General features: G+C 61.9%; 17 protein-coding genes. 6 read left to right on the forward strand and 11 right to left on the reverse strand.

The genetic code is table 11. The features are described from left to right. The first annotated feature begins 33 nt into the window (after nucleotides 1–33). From AX768_RS06870 to AX768_RS06880, 3 genes are all read left to right on the forward strand, one after another. Complete coding sequence (locus AX768_RS06870) at nucleotides 34–918, forward strand: NAD(P)-dependent oxidoreductase (RefSeq protein ID WP_061999329.1); 885 nt, start codon at nucleotides 34–36, stop codon at nucleotides 916–918. 204 nt (nucleotides 919–1122) lie between these two features. Then, nucleotides 1123–2418, forward strand: a complete 1296-nt coding sequence (locus AX768_RS06875) for an MFS transporter (protein ID WP_231941336.1) — start codon at nucleotides 1123–1125, stop codon at nucleotides 2416–2418. Between the two features lie 346 nt (nucleotides 2419–2764). Then, nucleotides 2765–4699 carry a SurA N-terminal domain-containing protein gene (locus AX768_RS06880; protein ID WP_061999331.1) on the forward strand — a complete coding sequence of 645 codons (1935 nt, stop codon included), beginning with the start codon at nucleotides 2765–2767 and terminating at the stop codon, nucleotides 4697–4699. A gap of 85 nt (nucleotides 4700–4784) precedes the next feature. On the opposite strand, the gene AX768_RS06885 is transcribed toward AX768_RS06880, so the two are convergent. Together AX768_RS06885 and AX768_RS06890 are read right to left on the reverse strand one after the other, a co-directional pair. Then, nucleotides 4785–5126 (reverse strand): hypothetical protein, encoded by a 342-nt coding sequence (locus AX768_RS06885; protein WP_062000838.1) that lies wholly within the window; start codon nucleotides 5124–5126, stop codon nucleotides 4785–4787. A gap of 165 nt (nucleotides 5127–5291) precedes the next feature. Continuing rightward, the gene (locus tag AX768_RS06890) at nucleotides 5292–5981 is read right to left on the reverse strand and encodes an arylesterase (protein WP_061999332.1); all 690 of its coding nucleotides are present in this window, start codon (nucleotides 5979–5981) and stop codon (nucleotides 5292–5294) included. Between AX768_RS06890 and AX768_RS06895 the strand changes: the two genes are divergently transcribed. Further along, entirely contained in the window at nucleotides 5980–6681 is a 702-nt protein-coding gene (locus AX768_RS06895) for an ABC transporter ATP-binding protein (protein ID WP_061999333.1), read from the forward strand. The genes AX768_RS06890 and AX768_RS06895 overlap by 2 nt on opposite strands. Before the next feature lie 48 nt (nucleotides 6682–6729). Here AX768_RS06895 and pgi read toward each other — a convergent pair whose 3' ends face one another. The 4 genes from pgi to AX768_RS32645 all read right to left on the reverse strand — a co-directional run bounded on the left by pgi (nucleotide 6730) and on the right by AX768_RS32645 (nucleotide 11695). Beyond that, nucleotides 6730–8355, reverse strand: a complete 1626-nt coding sequence (gene pgi, locus AX768_RS06900) for a glucose-6-phosphate isomerase (RefSeq protein WP_061999334.1) — start codon at nucleotides 8353–8355, stop codon at nucleotides 6730–6732. Nucleotides 8356–8513: 158 nt separating this feature from the next. Then, nucleotides 8514–10076 (reverse strand): NAD(P)H-hydrate dehydratase, encoded by a 1563-nt coding sequence (locus AX768_RS06905; RefSeq protein ID WP_061999335.1) that lies wholly within the window; start codon nucleotides 10074–10076, stop codon nucleotides 8514–8516. Between the two features lie 120 nt (nucleotides 10077–10196). Beyond that, complete coding sequence (locus AX768_RS06910) at nucleotides 10197–11501, reverse strand: FAD-dependent oxidoreductase (protein ID WP_061999336.1); 1305 nt, start codon at nucleotides 11499–11501, stop codon at nucleotides 10197–10199. A gap of 38 nt (nucleotides 11502–11539) precedes the next feature. Further along, the gene (locus tag AX768_RS32645) at nucleotides 11540–11695 is read right to left on the reverse strand and encodes a hypothetical protein (protein WP_155524188.1); all 156 of its coding nucleotides are present in this window, start codon (nucleotides 11693–11695) and stop codon (nucleotides 11540–11542) included. A 301-nt stretch (nucleotides 11696–11996) separates the two neighbouring features. Between AX768_RS32645 and purL the strand changes: the two genes are divergently transcribed. Beyond that, nucleotides 11997–16055: a phosphoribosylformylglycinamidine synthase gene (gene purL / locus AX768_RS06915; RefSeq protein ID WP_061999337.1), complete on the forward strand. Its 4059-nt coding sequence runs from the start codon at nucleotides 11997–11999 to the stop codon at nucleotides 16053–16055. A 68-nt stretch (nucleotides 16056–16123) separates the two neighbouring features. Here purL and AX768_RS06920 read toward each other — a convergent pair whose 3' ends face one another. From AX768_RS06920 to AX768_RS06940, 5 genes are all read right to left on the reverse strand, one after another. Beyond that, entirely contained in the window at nucleotides 16124–16906 is a 783-nt protein-coding gene (locus AX768_RS06920; protein ID WP_061999338.1) for a peptidylprolyl isomerase, read from the reverse strand. A gap of 87 nt (nucleotides 16907–16993) precedes the next feature. Then, nucleotides 16994–17317 carry a BolA family protein gene (locus AX768_RS06925; RefSeq protein WP_061999339.1) on the reverse strand — a complete coding sequence of 108 codons (324 nt, stop codon included), beginning with the start codon at nucleotides 17315–17317 and terminating at the stop codon, nucleotides 16994–16996. After that, nucleotides 17314–17853 (reverse strand): septation protein A, encoded by a 540-nt coding sequence (locus AX768_RS06930; RefSeq protein WP_056353215.1) that lies wholly within the window; start codon nucleotides 17851–17853, stop codon nucleotides 17314–17316. Before AX768_RS06930 ends, AX768_RS06925 begins: the two co-directional genes overlap by 4 nt. A gap of 190 nt (nucleotides 17854–18043) precedes the next feature. Next, complete coding sequence (msrB, locus tag AX768_RS06935; RefSeq protein WP_061999340.1) at nucleotides 18044–18466, reverse strand: peptide-methionine (R)-S-oxide reductase MsrB; 423 nt, start codon at nucleotides 18464–18466, stop codon at nucleotides 18044–18046. A 60-nt stretch (nucleotides 18467–18526) separates the two neighbouring features. Beyond that, a complete protein-coding gene (locus tag AX768_RS06940) occupies nucleotides 18527–20149 on the reverse strand; it encodes a protein adenylyltransferase SelO (protein WP_061999341.1) in 1623 nt (540 codons plus the stop codon). 180 nt (nucleotides 20150–20329) lie between these two features. Between AX768_RS06940 and AX768_RS06945 the strand changes: the two genes are divergently transcribed. Next, nucleotides 20330–21988: a 3-(methylthio)propionyl-CoA ligase gene (locus AX768_RS06945; RefSeq protein ID WP_061999342.1), complete on the forward strand. Its 1659-nt coding sequence runs from the start codon at nucleotides 20330–20332 to the stop codon at nucleotides 21986–21988. Nucleotides 21989–22048 lie beyond the last annotated feature (60 nt).

Consider the following 22048-nt stretch of genomic DNA (forward strand, 5'->3'; position numbering starts at 1 on the left):
TCCAGCAGTGGGTGACTCCAAGGTAGCGAGACGATGACGAATTCAAAGGACCGGCCGGAGAAGATTGCTTTTCTCGGGATCGGCTTGATGGGAGAGCGGCAAGCACGCGTGCTGCTCAGGGCGGGCTACGGGCTAACCGCCTGGAACCGTACCCGGGACAAAGCCGAGCGCTTGCGTGCGGATGGCGCGGACGTCGCGGGCTCGCCGGTTGAAGCGGTTCGCAATGCCGACATCGTGATTACGATGCTTGCAAACGGCGAGACCGTGCACGATGTTCTGTTCGATCAAGGCGTGGCGCAGGCGTTGAGTGCCGATGCGGTAGTTGTCGACATGAGCTCGATCCGTCCCGACCAGGCGATCACGCATGCGCGTCTGCTTGCCGCGCGAGGTGTTCGACATATCGATGCCCCCGTATCAGGCGGCACGAGTGGCGCGGAAAACGCGACGCTTGCAATCATGTGCGGCGGCGATGCAGAGGTCTTCGAACGTGTATCGCCCGTGCTGCGTTGCATGGGGCGGCCCGTATTGATGGGCGCTCACGGCACGGGGCAACTCGCCAAGCTCGCGAATCAGATGATCGTGGGCACGACCATTGGCGTGGTGGCCGAGGCGTTGTCGCTGGTTGCGAAGGGCGGTGCGAACCCCGCGATGCTGATCGAAGCGCTCGCGGGCGGTTACGCCGACAGCACCATCCTGCGCATCCACGGCCGCCGCATGGTCGACAAAAACTTCGAGGTCAGTGGCCGGTCGAGCTCGCAACTCAAGGATCTTCAAAACGCGTTGCGTGCGGCACAGGACGTGGGCGCGTCGATGCCGTATACCCAACTCAGCGCGCAGCTTTTCACGTCTCTCATCGCGCATCACGGCGATATCGATCACAGCGGAGTCGTGAAGATCATCGGCGATCAGACAGCATGAACAACCGTTTCATTCGATACGTCCGCGCAGCCCTAACCAATCCGAAGCGGACAATACATACATAAAGAAATAGCCGGGATTCAATCAACCGGCAAACCGATTTGCAAAGGAGACGCAAATGGATCTGCAGCACCCCCAATACCCGAATTACCTTCGGCGTCGCTCGCCGGTACGCCAACCAAGGCGCCGGTTTCACCACAGCAATTGCGGCGTGCAATCCTCACGGGCGCGGTCGGAAGCGCCCTCGAGTATTACGACTTTGCGATCTTCGGACTCGCGTCGGCACTGGTTTTCAGTCATATCTTTTTTCCGGCGCTCGGCGCGAAAGCCGGGCTGCTGGCGAGTTTCGGCACCTATGGTGCGGGCTTCCTCGCGCGGCCGTTCGGCGGCCTGTTCTTTGGTTCCATCGGCGACAGGAAGGGGCGCAAGTTCGTGTTGCTCGTGACCATCGCGATCATGGGGACATCGACCATGCTGATCGGACTGTTGCCGAGCGGCACGATCGGCGCGGTATCGCTCGTCGTATTGCGGCTCGTGCAAGGTTTCGGCGCGGGCGCCGAGCAAGCGGGGGCATCGACGCTCATGGCGGAGGTCGCGCCCGTCAAACAACGCGGCTTCTTCGCGGCGCTGCCGTTCGTCGGCATCTTCGCGGGGCTGGGTCTCGCGACGGGCACGTTCAGCATCATGCAGCACGTGCTGGGTGAGCAGGCCATACTTGATTGGGCGTGGCGCATTCCGTTTGTATCGAGCGTAGTGCTGATCGGCGTTGCGGTATGGATCCGGTTGCGCTTGCGTGAGAGTCCGACGTTCCTGAGCCTCGAAGGCGCGCAAGCCGTCATCAAGTCGCCGATGAAAACCGTCATCACCCACGCCCGCCGCCCCGTACTCGCCGCCACGCTGATGCGTTTTGCCGAGCAGGGCGGATCGACGATCTACACCACGGTCGTCATTGCGTTCCTGGGCGGCACGGTCGCCGCGAAGCTGGGTATGAAGCCGTCCGCGCTGAGTTCGATCGGCACGACAGGCGCGCTGATCGCGAGCATGGCCAGCGTGATCACCACGCCGATGTTCGGCGCGTTGTCGGATCGGATCGGGCGCATTGCGGTGTATCGCGGCGGCGCGATCTTCATGCTGCTCTGGTCGGTGCCGTCCTGGTACATGGTGAGCACGGGCAAACCGCTGTGGGTCGACATTGCGATGTTCGGCGGCCTCGCGCTCGGCGCGAACAGCATGCTTGGCGCGCAATGCGCTCACTTCTCGGAACTCTTCGGCAACCGCTACCGGTATTCGGGCGTGGCGCTCGCACGCGAACTGGGCGCGGTGCTGTCGGGCGGACTCGCGCCCTTGCTCGGCATCTACCTGATCGGGTTATCGGACGGTGCGTTCTGGGTCATGGGCGTCTACATGGCGGTGTTGTCGGCGATCACGCTGATTGGCGTGTCCTTGTCGACGGAAACCCGCCGGCGCGACCTGACCTTGCTCGATGACGCCGTGCACTGATTTCGCCGCGCAAAACGTGCCCGGATCATTGTTGCGGATCCTGTTTCAGCGGCACGTTAATCGAGTCCGCAGAGGGGGCCGGAAGGGGGGCAAGAAGGGGGGCAAGAAGGGCGCGGATGTTATACTTCGCGCGCTTTACAGAGTGCCCGTTCGTTGACCGAGCGTACTTTCAAGGTGCACCGCGGTTCGTCGAATCGTGCAACGCCTTGACTGATAAGGCTCACCGGCAGGAGGTCGCACCTCGTCCACACCGGCCGAATTCACGAGAAAGGCGAACTCCGGTTCGCCTTTTTTATTGCCCGCTGCTGTAACATCGGGCGTTTCGTATTAGGCAGAATCGTCACGCATGCTCGACTTTTTCCGTAACCACCAACGCCTGATGATGGCCCTGTTGATCCTGATCGTCGTGCCGGGATTGGGTATCGTGGGTGTCCAGGGTTTCAGCAGTTTCTTCGACGAAAACGCAAACGTCGCCAGCGTCAACGGCCACAAGATCACGCGTGTCGAGTACGACGGCGCGATGCGTCAGCAAGTCGATCGCGCGCGCCAGATGCTCGGTGCGCAGTTCGACCCGAAGATGTTCGAAACGCCGCAAATGCGTGCTTCGCTGATCGACAGCCTCGTTCAACAGCGCGTTCTCGCCGATGAAACCCAGCGCCTGCACCTGACCGCATCGGATCAGGCCGTGCGCCGCGCGCTCCTGGCCGACCCGACGATTGCATCGTTGCGCAAGCCCGATGGTTCGATCGATCTGGACCAGTACAAGCAACTGCTCGCCATGCAGGGCATCACGCCCGAGCAATACGACGAGCGCGTGCGTTATGGCCTGGCGGCCGATCAGCTTCCTTCGAGCATCCAGTCGACCGCGTTCACGTCGAAGACACTGGCGCAGAGCCTGACCGAGATCGCCGAGCAGCGTCGTGACGTGCAGGGCCTCGCTTTGCGCACCGCCGATTACGCCGCCAAGGTCCAGCCGACCGACGCGCAACTGAAGTCCTACTACGACGCGCACAGCGCCGAGTTCACGACGCCGGAATCCGCGAACATCCAGTACCTCGTGATGTCGCCGGCGACCTTGGCGACCGCGATCAAACCCACGGACGCCGATCTCAGGAAGTACTACGACGACAACATCGCGCGCTTCAAGACGCAGGCCGAAGTGCGCGCGAGCCACATCCTGATCACCGCGCCGAAAGACGCGAGCGCAGCCGACAAGGCCAAGGCGAAGGCGCAAGCCGACGCGTTGCTCGCACAAGTGAAGGCGCATCCGGACCAGTTCGCGCAGATTGCGCAGAAGGAATCGCAGGACCCGGGTTCGGCATCGAAGGGCGGTGACCTCGGGTACTTCTCGCACGGCATGATCGCGGGCGGCAAGGCATTCGACGACGCCGCGTTTGGCCTGAAGAAGGGCGAAATCAGCGGCGTGGTGCAGACGGATTTCGGTTACCACATCATCCAGGCAACCGACGTCAAGCCGTCCGCCACCCAGTCGTTCGACGAAGTGAAGGACCAGATCACGCGTGACGTCACCGCGACCCAAGCCGCGAAAAATCTCGCCGATGAAGCCGAAGGTTTCACGTCGCTCGTCTACGAAAAATCGAAGACGCTGCAACCTGCTGCAGATAAATACAAGCTGCAGATCCAGACCGCGACGGTCGGACCGAAGCCTGACCCGAAGCTGCCGGCCGACAGCCCGCTGAACAACTCGAAGGTCCTGAACGCCATCTTTGCTTCGGACGCGGTGAAGGAGCGCAACAACACGCAGGCTATCGATATCGGCAACAGCACGCTGGTCGCAGCGCGTGTGACGGACTACAAGCCGGCGGCCGTCCCCGCGCTCGACACGATCAAGGACGCAGTGCGCACCAAGGTCGTCGCAGAGCAAGCCGCGGAGATGGCGCGCAAGGACGGCGCGGCGAAGCTTGCCGACGTGCAGAAATCAAACTCGACGACAGGGTTCTCTTCGGTGGCGAAGGTATCGCGTAACGACGCGCAAGGCGTGCCGCCCGCAGCGCTCGCCGCGATCTTCAAGGCGGATTCGTCGAAGCTGCCGACCTACGTAGGCGTCGACCTTGGCGCCGATGGTTACGCGATCTACCGCGTGGACGGGATCGAGAAGCCGGAGCCGGTTGCCGCAGACCGCCTGACGGGTGCGCAGCAGCAGGTTGCGCAGGTTTATGCCCAGGCCGAGATGGAATCGTATCTCGACGCATTGAAGGCGCGCTCCAAGGTAAAGATCAATGCACCGGCCACCAACGCGCCGGCAGAGCAGCCGCAATAAACTGAAGCTTACTCACGCGTACGCAACACAAACAAAAGCCCCGCTGGCCAAAACCAGCGGGGCTTTTTTTGTCGCCAAAACCTGCTTACAGGCAGGCCTGGATATCGCCAGTGGCGTCGCTGCCGCCCGCGCCAGCGGCACGGAAGCCGACCCACGAACCCGGGCCCGAATAGTTGGGACGCACGACGGCGGCGGCGCCGTTCGGCGGTTGCTGACCCGGAACGTAGACATCGGCTGCCATGTCGTTCGCGAGCGTGTCTTGCGACACCACTTGTTGCTGTGATTTATCGGCCCATTTCTGCGCGATACATTGTGCGACCACCTTGGGCGGTTGCTGGCTCGTGCCGACCTGGCTGACGTTAGCGGGCGGTTGAGCGGCGCAAGCCGAGATCGCGACGGTCATAGCGAGAATTGGTAAATATTTCACGTTACCTCCTTTCAATGCGCTCACAAGCGGAGCCGGGGTTTTTTCAGGGTTACGCGAAAGTCTTGATGCTGAATCGTGGCCTTTCTTCGCGCATGGCTGAAAGCCGGCTGGGCAACGCGTGACGGGGTTTAAACGTGAATCGCTTCAAAAACGGCTAAATCCCCATCATTTCGATGGCGTGCCCAGCAAAGGTCTCAAAACTGGCCAGACGTTGTTCAATAGCAAAGGCTGGGCCTGAGGGGTCGGATGAATTTGGTCTGCCTGGAACATTTCAGGCTTGTTCTCCATGCCTGCAAGCAGGAACGGGACGAGCGGCACCTGTTTCTCCTTCGATAACTTTTCGTACACGGCGTGGAATTTTTGCGAGTAGTCCGGGCCATAGTTAGGCGGAACGTACATGCCGACGAGTAAAACCTTCGCATGGACCGCCTGCGATTTCTCGATGATCGTGCGCAGGTTGGTTTCGGTGGTGGCTAGTGGGACGCCGCGTAACGCGTCGTTGGCGCCCAGTTCCACGATCACCACCTTCGGCTTGATCCGGTTGAGCGCAGCGGGCAGGCGGGCGAGGCCGCCGCTGGTCGTGTCGCCGCTGATGCTTGAATTGGCGACGCTATAATCGAAGCGCTCTTGCATCAGCTTCTGCCGCATCAGGTTGACCCATCCTGTATCGCGCGGCAGGCCGTATTCCGCCGATATGCTGTCACCCAGCACCACAATGGCCGGCGCCGCGGGCGCGGCCATTGCGGTATGGGCCAACGCATCGGCCGCTTGTGCCGGCGCCGTGGCCGCGCATCCGGCCATCGCCAGCAGCGCCAGTGTGGCGCGTGGTGTCCAGTTCACCTTAAGTCTCTCCATGCCAAACAATATCGAACCAGTCATTGAAGTACGGGGTTTAAGCAAGCGGGTGAAGGACGCGACGGGTGAATTGATCATCCTCGATCAGATCGACCTGTCGATAGAAAAAGGCAGCAGCGTCGCCATAGTCGGCGCATCGGGCTCGGGTAAGTCTACTTTGCTTGGGCTGCTCGCCGGATTGGACAGCGCGAGCAGCGGGTCGGTTCGCTTGCTCGGCCGTGACCTTGGCGCGCTCAATGAAGATGAACGCGCGGCATTGCGCAGCGGGTCGGTCGGATTCGTGTTCCAGTCGTTCCAGTTGATGCCGCATCTGACCGCGCTGGAAAACGTGATGTTGCCGCTGGAATTGCGTGGCGGCGTGCCGCACAAGGACATCACGTCGCGTGCGCGCGACCTCCTTGAACAAGTTGGATTGAGTCAGCGGACTGCGCATTATCCGAAGCTTTTGTCAGGCGGCGAACAACAGCGCGTGGCGCTGGCGCGTGCGTTTGTCACGCATCCAGCCATCCTGTTCGCCGATGAACCCACGGGCAGCCTGGACGCCGCGACGGGTTACGCGATCATCGACCTGATGTTCGAGATGAACCGGCGCAACGGCGCAACGCTGATCCTCGTCACGCACGATACCGAACTCGCCGAGCGCTGCGATGCGACGGTGACAATTGAAGCCGGGCGAATCGTGAACAGTTTGAGCGTATAAAAAACGAAGGGCGTACCAGTCTCAAGTGACCGGAACGCCCCACGCCGCTTAGATGCTCTTCAGTGCGGCCTGCGCCCGCGCGATCAGCGCCGACGTTGACGAATCGTGCTTGGAAGGATCGGACTTCGAACTGGTGATATCGGCTTCAACGACCTTGCCGAGAATCTTGCCCAGTTCCACGCCCCACTGATCGAACGAATTGATGTCCCAGATCGCGCCCTGTACCAGCACCTTGTGCTCGTACAGCGCAATCACGGCGCCTAGCGTTTCCGGCGTGAGTGAATCGAGGATGATCGTGGTCGTCGGACGGTTGCCCGGGAAGCTCAAATGCGTCGCGAGTTCTTCCTTGCCTTCGCCCGCAACCTTCTTCGCTTCTTCAAGCGTACGTCCGAGCATCAGCGCTTCACTTTGCGCGAAGCAATTCGCAAGCAGCTTGGCGTGATGATCGATGAGCGGATGCTCCGGCTTCAATACCGCGATGAAGTCGACCGGAATCAGCGTCGGGCCCTGATGCAGCATCTGATAGAACGCGTGCTGGCCGTTGGTGCCGGGTTCGCCCCAGATCACGGCGGCAGTCGGGTAATCGACCATGGTGCCGTCGAGCCGCGCCGACTTGCCGTTGCTCTCCATCTCGAGCTGCTGGAGATACGACGAGAGATACCGCATGGCTTGCGAGTACGGCGCGACCATCACGCTTTGCGACTCGAAGAAATCGCGATACCAGATCCCGATCATGCCCATCAGGACAGGCAGATTGCGCTCGAACGGCGCGGTCCGGAAATGCTCGTCCATGGCATGCGCGCCAGCCAGCAGTTTCTCGAAGTTTTCAGGCCCGACCGAGATCACGATCGACAAGCCGACAGCCGACCACAGCGAATAACGGCCGCCGACCCAGTCCCACATCTCGAAGACGTTTTCGCGCGCGATACCGAACTTGACCACTTCCTCCGGATTCGCCGATACACCCACGAAGTGCTTCGACAACGCGTCTTCCGGGCAGCCGCTCTTCACGAACCAGTCGCGCATGGAACGCGCATTGGTCATGGTTTCGAGCGTAGTGAACGTCTTCGATACCACGATTGCCAGCGTCTCTTCGGCATTGATGTCCTTGAGCACGTTGTAGATATCGGCGCCATCGACGTTGGAGACAAATTCCGTCTTGATCTCCGGCAGCGCGAGGTGCTGCAGCGCGTGCACGACCATCTTCGGGCCAAGGTCCGAACCGCCAATGCCTATGTTCACCACGTGGCGAATGCGCTTGCCGGTGTAGCCCGTCCACGAGCCGTCGCGAACCTTGTTCGCGAACGCGGCCATCTTGGCTTTTTCAGCGCGGATTTCCTTCTGGAAGGGCGAGTTGTCGTCGGTCGCTCGCAACGCCGTGTGCAGCACTGCGCGATGTTCCGTGACGTTGACGATGTCGCCCGCGAATACGGCGTCGCGCTTCGCTGCGACCTTCGCCTGCTCGGCGAGCTCCACGAGCAGCTTGAGCGTGGCTTCGGTGATGCGGTTCTTCGAGAAATCGACGGAGATGCCGCCGCCGTCGAACGTCAGGCGCTCGGCGCGGGACGGCTTGATGTCGTTTTGCGGCGCAAACCAGTCGCGCAGGCGCTCGTCACGGATGGCATCGTAATGCGCCTGGAGCGCCGGCCAGGCAGGAAGCGAATTGAGCGTCATAACGGTCCGTTTTTAGAAGGTGGCGGAAAGTGTTGATCATCACGCGCGGCCGGACAGTTTCACATCGACCGCCTAACGCGAGACAACAAGTATAGCCACGATGGATGAACGATTGCTTGCTTGAGCGTAAAGGCGTGCTGCCGGCATGCCGTGTTTAGTTACGTCGGGTAGAACAGGCGGTTGATCAGCGCGCGAACCTTGGGAGCGAGTTCGCCCGCCGTCAGGCCCGCGGGACCTTGTCCCTCGCCGGTCAGCGTCTCGGCGGCAAGCCCGTGCAGATAGACGCCTGCAAGCGCCGCTTCGTACGCGGGCAAACGCTGCGCGAGCAACGCGCCGATCAGTCCGCCCAGCACGTCGCCGGTGCCGCCGGTCGCCAGCGCGGCGTTGCCCGTCGGATTCACCGATACACGTCCATCGGGCGAGGCGACGATCGTGCCCGTTCCCTTCAGCACGGCGACCGCGGTATATCGCGCGGCCAGTTGGCGCGCCGCCGCAATCCGGTCCGCCTGCACCTTTTTCACGTCCGATCCCAAAAGCCGGGCCGCTTCCAGCGGATGCGGCGTGAGCACGCACAGATCGCCGCGGGTGCCGCGTTCGGCGACCTTGCCGGCAAGGATTTCATCGGATGAAATCAGGTTGAGCGCGTCGGCATCGAAGAGTTTTGCGACATCGAGCGCGAGCACGTCTGTCAGCACCTTCTTCGCACGATCGCTCTGGCCCATGCCGCAACCGACCGCCAGCGCGTCCATCTTGTCGAGAGAAAACTGGTCGATGTGATGCAGCATGAGTTCCGGATGCGGCGGATCGTAGGGCGGCGAGTCCGTGCCAATGAACGCCACGTTCACCTTGCCCGCGCCGCTGTACAACGCCATGCGCGCGGCGAGGATGGGCGCGCCGCACATGCCGGTGTCTCCGCCAATGACAGCCAGCGTGCCGAACGTGCCTTTGTTGGTCGCGAAGTCGCGCGGGGGGAAATGCGGGCCGAACAGCGGCGGTGCGTTCAGCACCACGGACGGTTGCGCAAGCGGCCCGATGCCCAGATCGGCGATATAAACCTTGCCCGACAGATCGCGTCCGTCGCCGGTGAAAAGCCCCGGCTTCCCGCCGATGAACGTAATCGTGTGCGTCGCGCGCACGGCCTGAGCGCGGCCGTCGTTGCTGCGGCTGACGGGCTCGCCCGTGTCGCTTGACAGGCCGCTTGCAATATCGAGTGCGAGCACGTTGCCGGAAGACTTCGAACGCTTCGACAATCGCGCTGCGACCTCCGCGAAGACGCCCTCGAGCGGCCGTCCAAGGCCGATGCCGAACATGCCGTCGGCGAGCCAGCCGAAGTCATCGAAGGAAGCGGGCACGTCTGCCGTGATCTTGACGCCGGCCTGACGCGCTTCGTTGAGCGCCCAGCGGGCATCGCCGGGTTTGACTTCTACGGGCATGCAAACCTGCACTTCCACACCCGCCTGCTTGAGGCGCGCCGCCATCACCAGCGCATCGCCGCCATTGTTGCCCGGACCGGCGACGATCCAGACAGGTCGCTGCGACCCGCTATCGACGATGAATTGCGCCGCGGCCGCGCCAGCGCGCGCCATCAGCGTATTGGGCGGAAGAGCCGCCGCGGCGCGGTGTTCGAGCGTTCTGAGTTCATCGAGCGTGAGAAGGGCGATTGCGCGGTCGCCTGGCTCGGCATACGGCGAAGTCAGGGAATTGGAAGCGGAGTCGGTCATGGCGGCGGCGTGAAATAGGAGCTTGAACCCGCCGCAATTATTGCGCCCAAATGACCGGAGCGGCCATCTGCGGGTGTCCCGCGTGCGTTCAATACGTCGCCCGCAACGCGGCGCGCGGCATCAGAACCGGTCGATCCTCAACGCCCTGAGTGTTCGTTCAGGCACGTCGGGTTCCTCGTGCGAGACAAGCGCCGCGATCAGTCTGGCGGCTCCGCACGCAATACCCCAGCCCGCCGGACCATGCGCCGTGTTGACGAACAGCCGCGCGTGCGACGTTGCGCTCACCACGGGCAGTCCGTCCGGCGATATCAGCCGAATCCCGTCCCAGGCCCGTGCGGCGGATACTTTCGCTGCGCCCGGAATCCAGTCGTGCGTTGCCTGGCCAAGCAGCGCAAGCGCGCGATGGGTCAGGCTTTCGCTCATCGGCTTGCTGGCCTTGGCGATGCTTTGCAATACCGCGCCGCCGGTCACGCGCATGCGCTGGTTGATTCGCGTCATCGCGATGCGTTTCACGGAATCCACGATCGTCAGGTGGGGCGCGCGCTCTTCGTAAGCTATCGGAGCGGTCAGCGTGTGCAGTCGAAGAGGATGCAGGGGCAACGAGATTCCCAGCGTGGCCAGCAACGCCGGCGTCCCGGTGCCGGCCGCCACGACGATGGCATCGGCGCCGATCAGCTCCACTTCGCGAGATCTGCCGCCTGTGCCATCCAGTGCGCCGCTAAGCGGCGCCAGTTCGACCGCGGCGCGTTGAGCCTCGACGCGAATGGCGGTCACCTCGCGGCCCAGCCGGAACTGGACGCCGTCGTCCTCAAGCACTTGCTTGAGCAGCTTGGTGAACAACGGGCAGTTGGCCGTGCGCGCGTCAGGCAGCAGCACACCGCCGGCAAGCGGCGGATCTTCCGGTATGGATGGCTCCGCGGCGACGCATTCCTGCGCGGTGAGCAGCCGGTGCGGCGTTTCGAAACTCTGCATCAGCTTGATTGCCGCATCTGTCAGTTCCAGATCGCGCTCGTGCCGGAACACGTGCAACACGCCGGTACGCTGTTCAAAGTCGAGCGGGAATTCAGCCTCGATTTCCGCGATGGCATCGCGGGAACTGTCGACCAGCGGCCGCAATGCGCCGTATTGAGTGGCAAAGCGGTGCGGATCGTGAAATTCCGTGAGCTTCTTGGCGAATTCGCGTGTTTCCGAATCGAAGCCGGGTTTGAACACGACACCCGTTTTCGCAGCACGGCGCGTCTGCATGAAAGTCGGCCCGAACCAGACGTCGAGCGGTGAGGGCAGGATGGCGCCGCCGTGACCATAGGTCGCGCCTTGCGCGACGGTGGCATGGCGCTCGACCACGCAGACGCGGTGCCCGGCCGCACGCAACTGATACGCGGTGGCGATGCCGCCGATTCCGCCACCGATGACAATGACATCCATGATTCGTTTTCGCCCGAAGGCGCAAGACCTTGACTGGTTCACGAGCCGGCGGCCGCATGAGCGCGGGCGTCCGGACCACTCGACCCGGGCGTGGCGCCCGGACCGCCGGAATTCTCGTAAGAGAGGCGAGCCGGCGCATTGATACCGCTTTGCTGCACGGGTAACCGGTGCGCCGGGTTGGGAAAGCGCGCCATGATAGCGCCAAACGCGCCCGGCCGGGACGCCGCGGGGCGGGGTGAAACGGCCAAACGCGCTCTGTGCGGCCGCTCAACCGGGCGCATCGAGGCTTCGGGCGTGCATCGCCGGGGACGGTCAAAAAGTATCGCGTCGTCTTTGAGAGATTGCCGCGGGCCGTTCCCGCCGTTTCACGCATGGCCGCGAGGGCGTTTTCGAGACACTTCCGGGTTATAATCCGGGTCTTCCCATCGCCAATTGCGGCAATCCCGCAAGCGGCTCCGACGTCTTTCGTCCCGACGTCTTCTCAGCACCGTGACAATGCCCCACTTCTCGTGTTTCCCCGGCGCTTCGGCCCTCTCTGATTTCCGTCAAACCCGCCTGCTCGAAACACTGACGCGCATCGACCCGAATATTGTCGGCGTGCGCGGCCAGTTCCTGCATTTTGTGAACTCGGTCGAACCGCTCTCCGACAAAGACAGCAACCGCATCCACGCGCTGATGCATTACGGAACACCGTTCGATGCCGGCAGCGAGCGCGGCGCGCAAGAAACCTTCATGGTCGTGCCGCGTTTCGGAACAGTGTCGCCGTGGGCCAGCAAGGCCACCGACATTGCGCATCATTGCGGGCTGACGCAGATTCGCCGGATCGAGCGCGGTGTCGAGTACACGGTCCTGCTGAAAAGCGGCTTGCTCGGCACGGGCATCGGCGGCAAGAAGGCCTTGTCCGAACAGGCGCGCACCGAAGTGGCCGCCGCGCTGCACGACCGCATGACCGAAAGCGTAGCGCCATCGCGCGATCACGCCGTGCATCTGTTCGATGAACTGCCGGCTCAACCGCTGCAAGCCGTCGATATCCTCGGCCACGGCCGCAGCGCGCTGGAAACGGCGAACATGGAACTGGGCCTCGCGCTCGCCGACGATGAAATCGACTACCTGGTCGATTCATTCAAGCACTTGCAGCGCAATCCCACGGACGTCGAATTGATGATGTTCGCGCAGGCCAACAGCGAGCATTGCCGCCACAAGATTTTCAACGGTCAGTGGACCATCGACGGCGAGCCGCAGGACATCTCGCTGTTCAACATGATCCGCAACACCGAGAAGCTCAATCACGCCGGCACCGTCGTCGCGTATTCGGACAACTCGGCGATCATGGAAGGCGGCACGGCCGAGCGCTGGTTCCCGCGCGGATCGAGCGAGCATTACGGGCGTCACACCGAACTCACGCACACGCTGATGAAGGTCGAGACGCATAACCATCCGACCGCCATTTCGCCGTTTGCAGGCGCTGCAACGGGTTCGGGCGGCGAGATCCGCGACGAAGGTGCGACCGGCCGCGGCGCGCGCCCCAAAGCGGGTCTGGCGGGCTTCACGGTCTCCAATCTCGATCTGCCCGATGCACGCCAGCCATGGGAAAACGCCCGCGACAGCGCCGTGCCGGTGCCGCAGCGCAACCCCTCGGACAATAACGAACCGTATGGACGGCCGGAGCGGATTGCTTCGCCGTTGCAGATCATGATCGACGGCCCCATCGGCGCGGCCGCGTTCAACAACGAATTCGGCCGGCCCAATCTGGGCGGCTATTTCCGCGCATATGAACAGAACGCCGCAGGGCGCGTGCGCGGTTATCACAAGCCGATCATGATCGCGGGCGGTATCGGCAATATCTCGGACCAGCATACGCACAAGATGGATCTGCCGGCGGGATCGTTGCTGATCCAGATCGGCGGCCCGGGCATGCGGATCGGCATGGGCGGGGGCGCCGCGAGTTCGATGGCGACCGGCGCGAACACCGCGCAACTCGACTTCGATTCCGTCCAGCGCGGCAACCCGGAAATCCAGCGGCGTGCGCAGGAAGTCATCAATGCGTGCTGGCAGTTGGGCGCGCAGAACCCGATCCTGAGCATCCACGATGTGGGCGCGGGCGGGTTATCGAATGCATTCCCCGAACTGGTCGATGGCGCCGACAAGGGCGCGCGTTTCGAATTGCGCCGTGTGCAACTGGAAGAGTCGGGCTTGTCGCCGCGCGAGATCTGGTCGAACGAAGCGCAGGAGCGTTACGTCCTGGCAATCGCGCCGGAAAGCCTGCCGGCCTTCGAAGCCATCTGTACGCGTGAACGTTGTCCGGTCGCTGTCGTGGGTGTTGCGACAGAAGAGCGCCAGCTCAAGCTGATCGACGACGAGAAGAACGCCGATCAGGCGCTCGAACCCGTCGACATGCCCATGGAAGTCCTGCTCGGCAAGACGCCCAAGATGCATCGCGATGTCAAGCGCGAAGCGCTGGCGTTCGAACCCGTCGATGTAACCGGCCTGGTGTTGTCGGAGGTCGCGGTGAGCGTGTTGAAGCACCCGACAGTCGCCAGCAAGTCGTTCTTGATCACCATCGGCGACCGGTCGGTGGGCGGCACGACGGCGCGTGACCAGATGGTCGGCCCGTGGCAAGTGCCCGTCGCCGATTGCGCAATCACGACCATGGATTACGCCGGCTTCCGCGGCGAGGCGATGACCATCGCCGAGCGTACGCCTTTGGCCGTGATCAACGCGCCCGCGTCGGGCCGCATGGCCGTCGGCGAAGCTGTGACGAACATTGCTTCGGCGCCCATCGAATCGTTGAACAAGCTGAAGCTTTCCGCCAACTGGATGGCCGCATGCGGCAGTCCAGGCGAAGACGCAGCGTTGTTCGACACGGTGAAGGCCATCGGCATGGAGTTGTGCCCGGCGCTCGGTATCAGCATTCCGGTGGGCAAGGATTCGCTGTCGATGCGCACCAAGTGGCAGGACGCAACGGGCGTGGCGAAGGAAGTCGTGTCGCCGGTGTCGCTGATCATCTCGGCGTTCGCGCCGGTTGAAGACGTACGCCGTCAGCTCACGCCGCAATTGCAGCGTGGCACGGATACCGTGCTGATTTCCATCGACCTCGGCCGCGGCAAGAACCGCCTTGGCGGGAGCATTTTGGCGCAGGTCACGCAGCAGATTGGCTACGCTGTACCTGACGTCGATGACGCCGAGGACCTCAAGCGTTTCTTCAACGTCATTCAATCGCTGAACGCGGCGGGCAAATTGCTTGCGTATCACGATCGTTCCGATGGCGGCCTGTGGGCGACCGTGTGCGAAATGGCATTCGCGGGACACGTGGGTGTATCGATGAACGTGGACATGCTGATCCTCGATCCGACCCACGAATCCGATTACGGCGATGCCAAGGACTGGGCGAAGCAGACCAGCGGACGTCGTGAGGACCGCACCATTCGTGCGTTGTTCTCCGAGGAACTGGGTGCGGTGATCCAGGTCCGTCTGTCAGAGCGCGATGCCGTGCTGGCCGCGTTGCGCGAACACGGACTGTCTGCGTGTTCGGAAGTCATCGGCAAGCCGAACGATCGTGACGTCATCGAGATCTATCGTGACGCGAAGAAGGTCTTCGATGCGCCGCGCCATGAATTACAGCGCGCGTGGAGCGAAGTGAGCTGGCGCATTGCACGGTTGCGTGACAACCCCGCGTGCGCCGACGCCGAGTACGACGCGTTGCTCGACGCCAACGATCCGGGCATTTCGCCGGTTCTCACCTTCGATCCGGCGCAGGATGTCTCGGCTCCGTTCGTTGGCAAGGGTACGCGTCCGCGTGTCGCGATCCTGCGCGAGCAGGGCGTGAATTCGCATCTGGAAACAGCTTACGCGTTCGATCGTTCAGGGTTCGACACCCATGACGTTCACATGAGCGATTTGCTGGAAGGGCGAGTCACGCTGGCAGACTTCGCGGGTGCGGTTGCGTGCGGCGGGTTCTCGTACGGCGACGTGCTGGGTGCAGGCGAAGGCTGGGCCAAGACGATCCGGTTCAATCCGCGTCTCGCCGACATGTTCGCCGAGTTCTTCGGCCGCACGGATACCTTTGCGCTGGGCATCTGCAATGGTTGCCAGATGATGAGCAGCCTTGCATCGATGATTCCTGGCGCCGACGCATGGCCCAAGTTCACACGCAACAAATCGGAGCAGTTCGAGGCGCGGTTTTCATCGGTTGAAGTGCAGAGTTCGCCGTCGATCTTCTTTGCCGGAATGGAAGGTTCGCGGCTTCCGGTCGCCGTTGCGCACGGTGAAGGCTTTGCAGATTTCTCGCAGCAGGGCGACAAGTCGAATGCCCTGGTCGCAATGCGCTTTGTCGATAACCAGGGTGCCGCGACCGAGCGGTATCCGTTCAATCCGAACGGGTCGCCGGAGGGCATTACGTCGGTGACCACACCGGACGGACGCTTTACGGTGCTGATGCCGCACATGGAGCGCGTGCACAGGAATGTGCAGATGAGTTGGACGCCAAACGACTGGACCGCCGATGCCAGCCCGTGGCTGCGTGTGTTCCAGAACGCGCGGCGCTGGGTGGGTTAAGGCGCAGTACGAAAAAAAGCCGCTCGAAGATCATCGAGCGGCTTTTTTACGTCTGCACTAAAGCGTTGCTACTTGATAACCGCTTTCTTGCGCAAATCCTCTTCGAACGCAGCCAGCTTCTCCTGCTGGATCTGCTGCGCAATCTGCGCCTTCACCTGCTCGAGCGGCGGCGGAGCGACATCGCGCACATCGTCCAGACGGATGATGTGCCAGCCAAACTGCGTCTTCACCGGCGTATCCGTCATCTCACCCTTCTTCAACTTCTCAGCGGCCGCACCGAACTCCGGCACGTAAGCCTGCGGGCTAGACCAGTCCAGGTCACCGCCGTTCTTGCCCGATCCCGGATCCTTTGAAAACTGCTTCGCCAGGTCTTCAAAGCTCGCGCCACCCTTGATCTTTGCGATCAGATCCTTGGCCTGTGCTTCGTTATCGACCAGGATGTGATGCAGGTGGTATTCCTTGCCGCCACCGGCCTGCTTGACCATATCGTCGTAACGCGCCTTGATCTCGGCGTCGGTCGGCGCATTGGCCTTCACGTAATCTTCGATCAACGCACGCAAAACCACCGTCTGCTGGGCCACTGCGATCTGCGCCTTCACGTCGGGACGCGTGGCGATACCGCGGCGGGCCGCTTCCTGCATCAGGATTTCGCGATTGACCAGTTCCTGGCGCACGGCCGCCTGCAATTGCGGCGTGTCCTGCTGGCCTTGCTGGACCAGTTGCGCCACGAGGGCGTCGACACGGGACTTTGGAATCGGTGTGCCGTTGACCACGGCAATGTTCTGAGCGAAAGCAGGCGCTGCCGCGAACGCGGCCAGCAATACCCAAATACGGGGGTTTTTTAGAATCATCGATGGTTCCTGATCAGGACGAGGGCTGGAAATTCTGGAATGAATTGAAGGTGTCTCGAACACGTAAGTCCGCAGCAACCCCGAGGGCTATTCGAACTGGTCTGCGAATTCTTCAGGCGTGTAAGCCTTGATGGCAAGGGCGTGAATGCCTCGCCGCATCTCGTCGGCCAGCGCATCATACACTAGCCGGTGCCGCGCCACGCGTGGCTTTCCGGCGAATCCGGCGGCCACGATGGTCACCGTATAGTGGCTTCCCGCCGACGCCCCGGCGTGCCCGGCATGCGCTGCGCTGTCGTCATCGATATGAACGGATTGCGCGTTGAGCGCCGCATTCAGCCGCGCTTCAAGGTGCGCGATCTTGCCTTCGGCGGACGCGTTGACGAAGTCATCTGTGGAGGTCGGATCGCTCATTTGCCTTCATCCTCTTTCATGTACTTCGCGAGCCACAAACTCTGCGCGACGATAAAAACGAGCAAGCACCCGGTCGCGCCGAACAACTTGAAGTTGACCCATTGGTCGGTGGTGTAGTTGTAGGCCACGAACAGGTTCACCACGCCGAGGATCGCAAAAAACACGGCCCACGCGAGATTCAACTGGCCCCACACGCGATGCGGCAGCACGATCTGCTTGCCCATCATCGCCTCGATGAGATTCTTGTTGAAGATACCTTGTGACACGATCAGCGCGCCGGCGAAAAGCCAGTAAAGCGCGGTGGGTTTCCACTTGATGAACGTATCGTTATGCAGCACGAGCGTTGCCCCACCGAACACGACCACGACGCCCAGGCTCACCCACAGCATGGGATCGACCTTGCGATGCCGGAACGCGACCCATGCAATCTGCACGAGCGTGGCGACAATCGCGACCGCGGTGGCGGTGTAGATGCCCCAGATCTTGAATGCGACGAAGAAGAGGAGGATCGGAAACAGATCGAACAGAAATTTCATGTCGTTGGGACGGGGAGGGGCATCGAATTGGAAGCGCAAGTGCGACGGACGTGCCCGGGATCGGATCGGATTCGGAGCCGGCACGAAACGACGCGCGCGTTTTTAGGGTGACCGTTAGTAAGCAGCCACTGAAGAAGCGTTGACAGTGGCCAGAAAAAAGGCGGCTTACCTGAGTAAGCCGCCCTTGTACTTACTTGGGTTCGAATTGTAGCGCAGCCGAGTTGATGCAGTAGCGCAGGCCGGTTGGCGCCGGGCCGTCTTCGAAAACGTGGCCCAGATGCGCGCCGCAGTTATTGCATTGCACTTCGATGCGCAGCATGCCGTGCGCGCGATCCGTCTTTTCCTTGATGACTTCGCCGTTGATGGGCTTGAAGTAGCTCGGCCAGCCGCACCCGGCGTCGAATTTCGTGTCCGATTCGAACAGTGGCGTGCCGCAGCACACGCAGTCATAGATGCCGCGTTCCGTGTGATCCCAGTATTCGCCTGTGAACGGCCGCTCGGTGGCGGCGTGGCGCGTGACCTGGTACTGGATATCGGTCAGCTCCTTCTTGTACGTGGCGTCGTCTTTCTGCAGCGGTGCAGCGGGTTCCTTCGTGAGGTCGTCTCGGTTCATAATTTATCTCCAGAGCGATAGAGCGGCTTTGATATCCGGCTCAGGTATTTTGGGGCGGTTTCAGGAAGAACAACTCACTTCCAGGTCGCTTGCCCAGTCGGGCGGCAGTCCGGCGTAGGCTTCGAACTCGGGTTGTTCATCAAAAGGATGGCGCAGCACCCGTGCCAGCCGCTCGACTTCCGAAAAATCCTTTTCCTTTGCAAGGCGTATGGCGTTTTCGGCCAGATGATTGCGCAGGATGAATTTCGGATTTACGGCGTTCATGGCCGCGGCACGTTCTTCGTCGCCGCGTGTTTCCTCCGACAAACGTTGCCGGTACTCGTTCGCCCAGACATCGAAAGCGCCGCGATCGAGGAACAGATCGCGCACGGGTGCGTCGCCGGAAGCATCTGCCCTGCGCAGTTTCGCAAGGTTGCGGAACGTCAGTGTGAAATCGGCGCGATTCGCGTTCATGACTTCGAAGAGGCGATTGGCCAGTTTGTCATCGCCGTCCCGGATTTCGGCCAGGCCGAGTTTCGCGCGCATACGCTGTTCGAGCGCCGGTGCAAACCGGTCCCTGAAGCCTTCCAGGACACGCTGCGCATCCTCGATGATTTTTTCGTTGCGCGCGTCCTCGCCATATTGCGGGCCGAACAGCGGCACCAGCGCCTGCGCAAGACAGAAGAGGTTCCAGTAGCCAATCTGCGGCTGCATCTTGTATGCGTACCGGCCCTGCGAATCCGAGTGATTGCAGATGTGATTGGCGTTGAAGCCATCGATAAACCCAAACGGCCCGTAGTCAATCGTCAGCCCGAGGATCGACATGTTGTCCGTGTTCATCACGCCGTGGCAGAAACCGACGGCTTGCCAGTCCGCCATCAGGTCGGCGGTGCGCAACGTGACTTCGCCAAGGAGCGCGAGATACGGGTCATCGGCTTCGCGGCATTGCGGATAAAACCGGTCGATGACGTGATCCGCGAGCTTGCGCAATTCGTCCAGCCGATCGTTCGTGTAGAAATGCTCGAAGTGCCCGAAGCGCACGAAACTCGGCGCGACACGCGTCACGACGGCCGCCGTCTCCATGGTCTCGCGGCGTATCGGCTGGTCCGATCCCGTGACGCACAAGGCGCGTGTGGTCGGAATGCCAAGATGGTGCATGGCTTCCGAGCAGAGATATTCGCGGATCGATGAACGCAGGACCGCGCGGCCGTCGCCCATGCGCGAATATGGCGTGCGTCCCGCGCCCTTGAGCTGCAGTTCGAGCCGTTTGCCGTCATGTTCGATCTCGCCAAGGCCCATCGCGCGTCCGTCACCGAGCTGTCCCGCCCAGACGCCGAACTGATGGCCCGAATAAACCGATGCATACGGCAGCTCATCGGCGGGCAGATCGCGCGTGGTATTGCCCGTGAAATAGTCGATAAACGCCGGATCCTGCGCGTGAGTCGAGTTCAAGCCGACATTGAAGCCGAGCTCGGCAGCGGTATCGGCGGAGAATCCGACCAGATAGGGCGCGGGCAAGGGCGAGGCGGGCAGGCGGGTGAGGAACGCGGAACCGAGCGCGACGAATGAATCACGCCGGTCGGTTTCGATCGACCCGATCAGCTTGCTTACCGGTCCCGAACTCGCATCCGATATCGCGTGCGAGTCCGTCAATTCGGCTTCTGCAGCGGCACTGACAGCCATACCGCTTGGGGAAAACGACATATTGAGCACCTCATGGTTAACCGATATTGTAAATCCGCGCCCGCGCCGCTGCTGGAGCCCGCTCTTAGCCTTATCCGCGTTGGCTTTGAGACAAAATCAGATATTGCTTAGTCGAGAAACACTCAACAAGAAACACCCAGCATCAAATCCCGTGCATCCGGACTTGTGAGGAACTTGCCCATGACGTCGCCGCTTTTAGGCCAGATGATGGATGTACCGCTACTCGCTTCATCGCTGATTTCCCATGCTTCCCGCCATTTCGGCGCTACCGAGATCGTTTCGCGCCGCATTGAAGGCGACATTCATCGCTATACGTGGCGCGATTGCGAAAAACGCGCGAAGCAGCTTGCGCAGGCGCTGATCGGGCTGAATGTGCAGCCGGGCGAGCGCGTTGGTACGCTGGCGTGGAACGGGTATCGTCATCTGGAATGCTATTACGGCGTGACCGGCATGGGCGCGGTCTGCCACACCATCAACCCGCGGCTTTTCCCCGACCAGATCGCGTTCATCATCAATCACGCCGACGACGAATACGTCGCCTTCGACATGACCTTCACGGCGCTTGTCGACATCATCGCGCCGCAGTGTCCGAACGTGAAAGGCTGGATCGCTCTCGGCGACGAAGCGTGCATCAGCACCCATCTCGCCGATATGGCCACGCCCGTCACGAGCTACGAAACGCTGCTCGCGAAACACGATGGCGACTACGAATGGCCCATGCTCGATGAACGTTCGGCATCGTTTCTCTGCTATACATCGGGCACGACCGGCAATCCGAAGGGCGCGCTGTACACGCATCGCTCGACGGTCCTGCATGCCTTCGGCGCAGCGCTTCCCGACGCCATGGCCTGTTCCTGCCGCGATTCGATCTTGCCCGTCGTGCCGATGTTCCACGTCAATGCATGGGGCATTCCGCACGCGGCGCCGCTGGTTGGCGCGAAGCTCGTGCTGCCCGGCAATTGTCTCGATGGAAAATCGCTCTACGAACTGATGGAAGCCGAAGGCGTGACGTACTCGGCCGGCGTGCCGACCGTCTGGCTGGGTTTGCTGAACTACGTGAAGCAGGCTGGCGTGCGCTTCAATACGTTGCAGCGCACGGTCATTGGCGGCTCGGCTTGTCCGCCGGCGATGCTGCGCACGTTCGAGGACGACTATGGCGTCGAGGTCATTCATGCCTGGGGCATGACGGAAATGTCGCCGCTCGGCACGCTCGCCAAGCTCAACTGGGAACAGCGCCAGCGTTCGCCCGAAGAACAACGCCATCTGCGCGAGAAGCAGGGCCATGTGATGTTCGGCGTCGACATGAAAGTCGTCGGCGACGACGGCAACGAACTTCCCTGGGACGGCAAATCATTCGGCGATCTCTACGTGCGCGGGCCATGGGTGATCGACCGGTATTTCCGGAAGGACGATTCGCCGCTCGTCGATGGCTGGTTTCCGACCGGCGATGTCGCGACCATCGATACCGACGGTTTCATGCACATCACCGATCGCAGCAAGGACGTGATCAAGTCAGGCGGCGAGTGGATCAGCTCGATCGATCTGGAAAACATCATGATGTCGCATCCGCAGGTCGCGGAGGCAGCGTGCATTGCGTGTTCGCACCCGAAGTGGACGGAACGGCCGCTGATCGTGGTCGTGCTGCGTCCTGAGGCAACCGTCACGCGCGAGGAACTGCTCGCGTTTTACGACGGCAAGGTGGCGAAGTGGTGGCGCCCGGACGACGTTGTTTTCGCCGATGAACTTCCCCACACGGCGACCGGCAAGCTGCAGAAGCTCCGGTTGCGCGAAATATATCGGGAGCATGTGTTGCCGACGGTCGGTGAAAGCGTCGACTAGCTTGCCATTCACCGGGCTGCCGCCGCGCAGCCCGTTTCTTGTTTTCCGCGTTCCGTCTCC

It is taken from the genome of Burkholderia sp. PAMC 28687 (genome assembly GCF_001577465.1).
GTDB lineage: Bacteria > Pseudomonadota > Gammaproteobacteria > Burkholderiales > Burkholderiaceae > Caballeronia.

Coding starts and splice junctions, on each gene's coding strand:
- AX768_RS06925 (WP_061999339.1), bottom strand. CDS start 17,317: ATGAGCGATCCGACCTCCACAGATGACTTCGTCAACGCGTCCGCCGAA.
- AX768_RS06945 (WP_061999342.1), top strand. CDS start 20,330: ATGACGTCGCCGCTTTTAGGCCAGATGATGGATGTACCGCTACTCGCT.
- msrB (WP_061999340.1), bottom strand. CDS start 18,466: ATGAACCGAGACGACCTCACGAAGGAACCCGCTGCACCGCTGCAGAAA.
- purL (WP_061999337.1), top strand. CDS start 11,997: ATGCCCCACTTCTCGTGTTTCCCCGGCGCTTCGGCCCTCTCTGATTTC.
- AX768_RS06880 (WP_061999331.1), top strand. CDS start 2,765: ATGCTCGACTTTTTCCGTAACCACCAACGCCTGATGATGGCCCTGTTG.
- AX768_RS06930 (WP_056353215.1), bottom strand. CDS start 17,853: ATGAAATTTCTGTTCGATCTGTTTCCGATCCTCCTCTTCTTCGTCGCA.
- pgi (WP_061999334.1), bottom strand. CDS start 8,355: ATGACGCTCAATTCGCTTCCTGCCTGGCCGGCGCTCCAGGCGCATTAC.
- AX768_RS06895 (WP_061999333.1), top strand. CDS start 5,980: ATGCCAAACAATATCGAACCAGTCATTGAAGTACGGGGTTTAAGCAAG.
- AX768_RS06905 (WP_061999335.1), bottom strand. CDS start 10,076: ATGACCGACTCCGCTTCCAATTCCCTGACTTCGCCGTATGCCGAGCCA.
- AX768_RS06890 (WP_061999332.1), bottom strand. CDS start 5,981: ATGGAGAGACTTAAGGTGAACTGGACACCACGCGCCACACTGGCGCTG.
- AX768_RS06870 (WP_061999329.1), top strand. CDS start 34: ATGACGAATTCAAAGGACCGGCCGGAGAAGATTGCTTTTCTCGGGATC.
- AX768_RS06910 (WP_061999336.1), bottom strand. CDS start 11,501: ATGGATGTCATTGTCATCGGTGGCGGAATCGGCGGCATCGCCACCGCG.
- AX768_RS06940 (WP_061999341.1), bottom strand. CDS start 20,149: ATGTCGTTTTCCCCAAGCGGTATGGCTGTCAGTGCCGCTGCAGAAGCC.
- AX768_RS06920 (WP_061999338.1), bottom strand. CDS start 16,906: ATGATTCTAAAAAACCCCCGTATTTGGGTATTGCTGGCCGCGTTCGCG.
- AX768_RS32645 (WP_155524188.1), bottom strand. CDS start 11,695: ATGGCGCGCTTTCCCAACCCGGCGCACCGGTTACCCGTGCAGCAAAGC.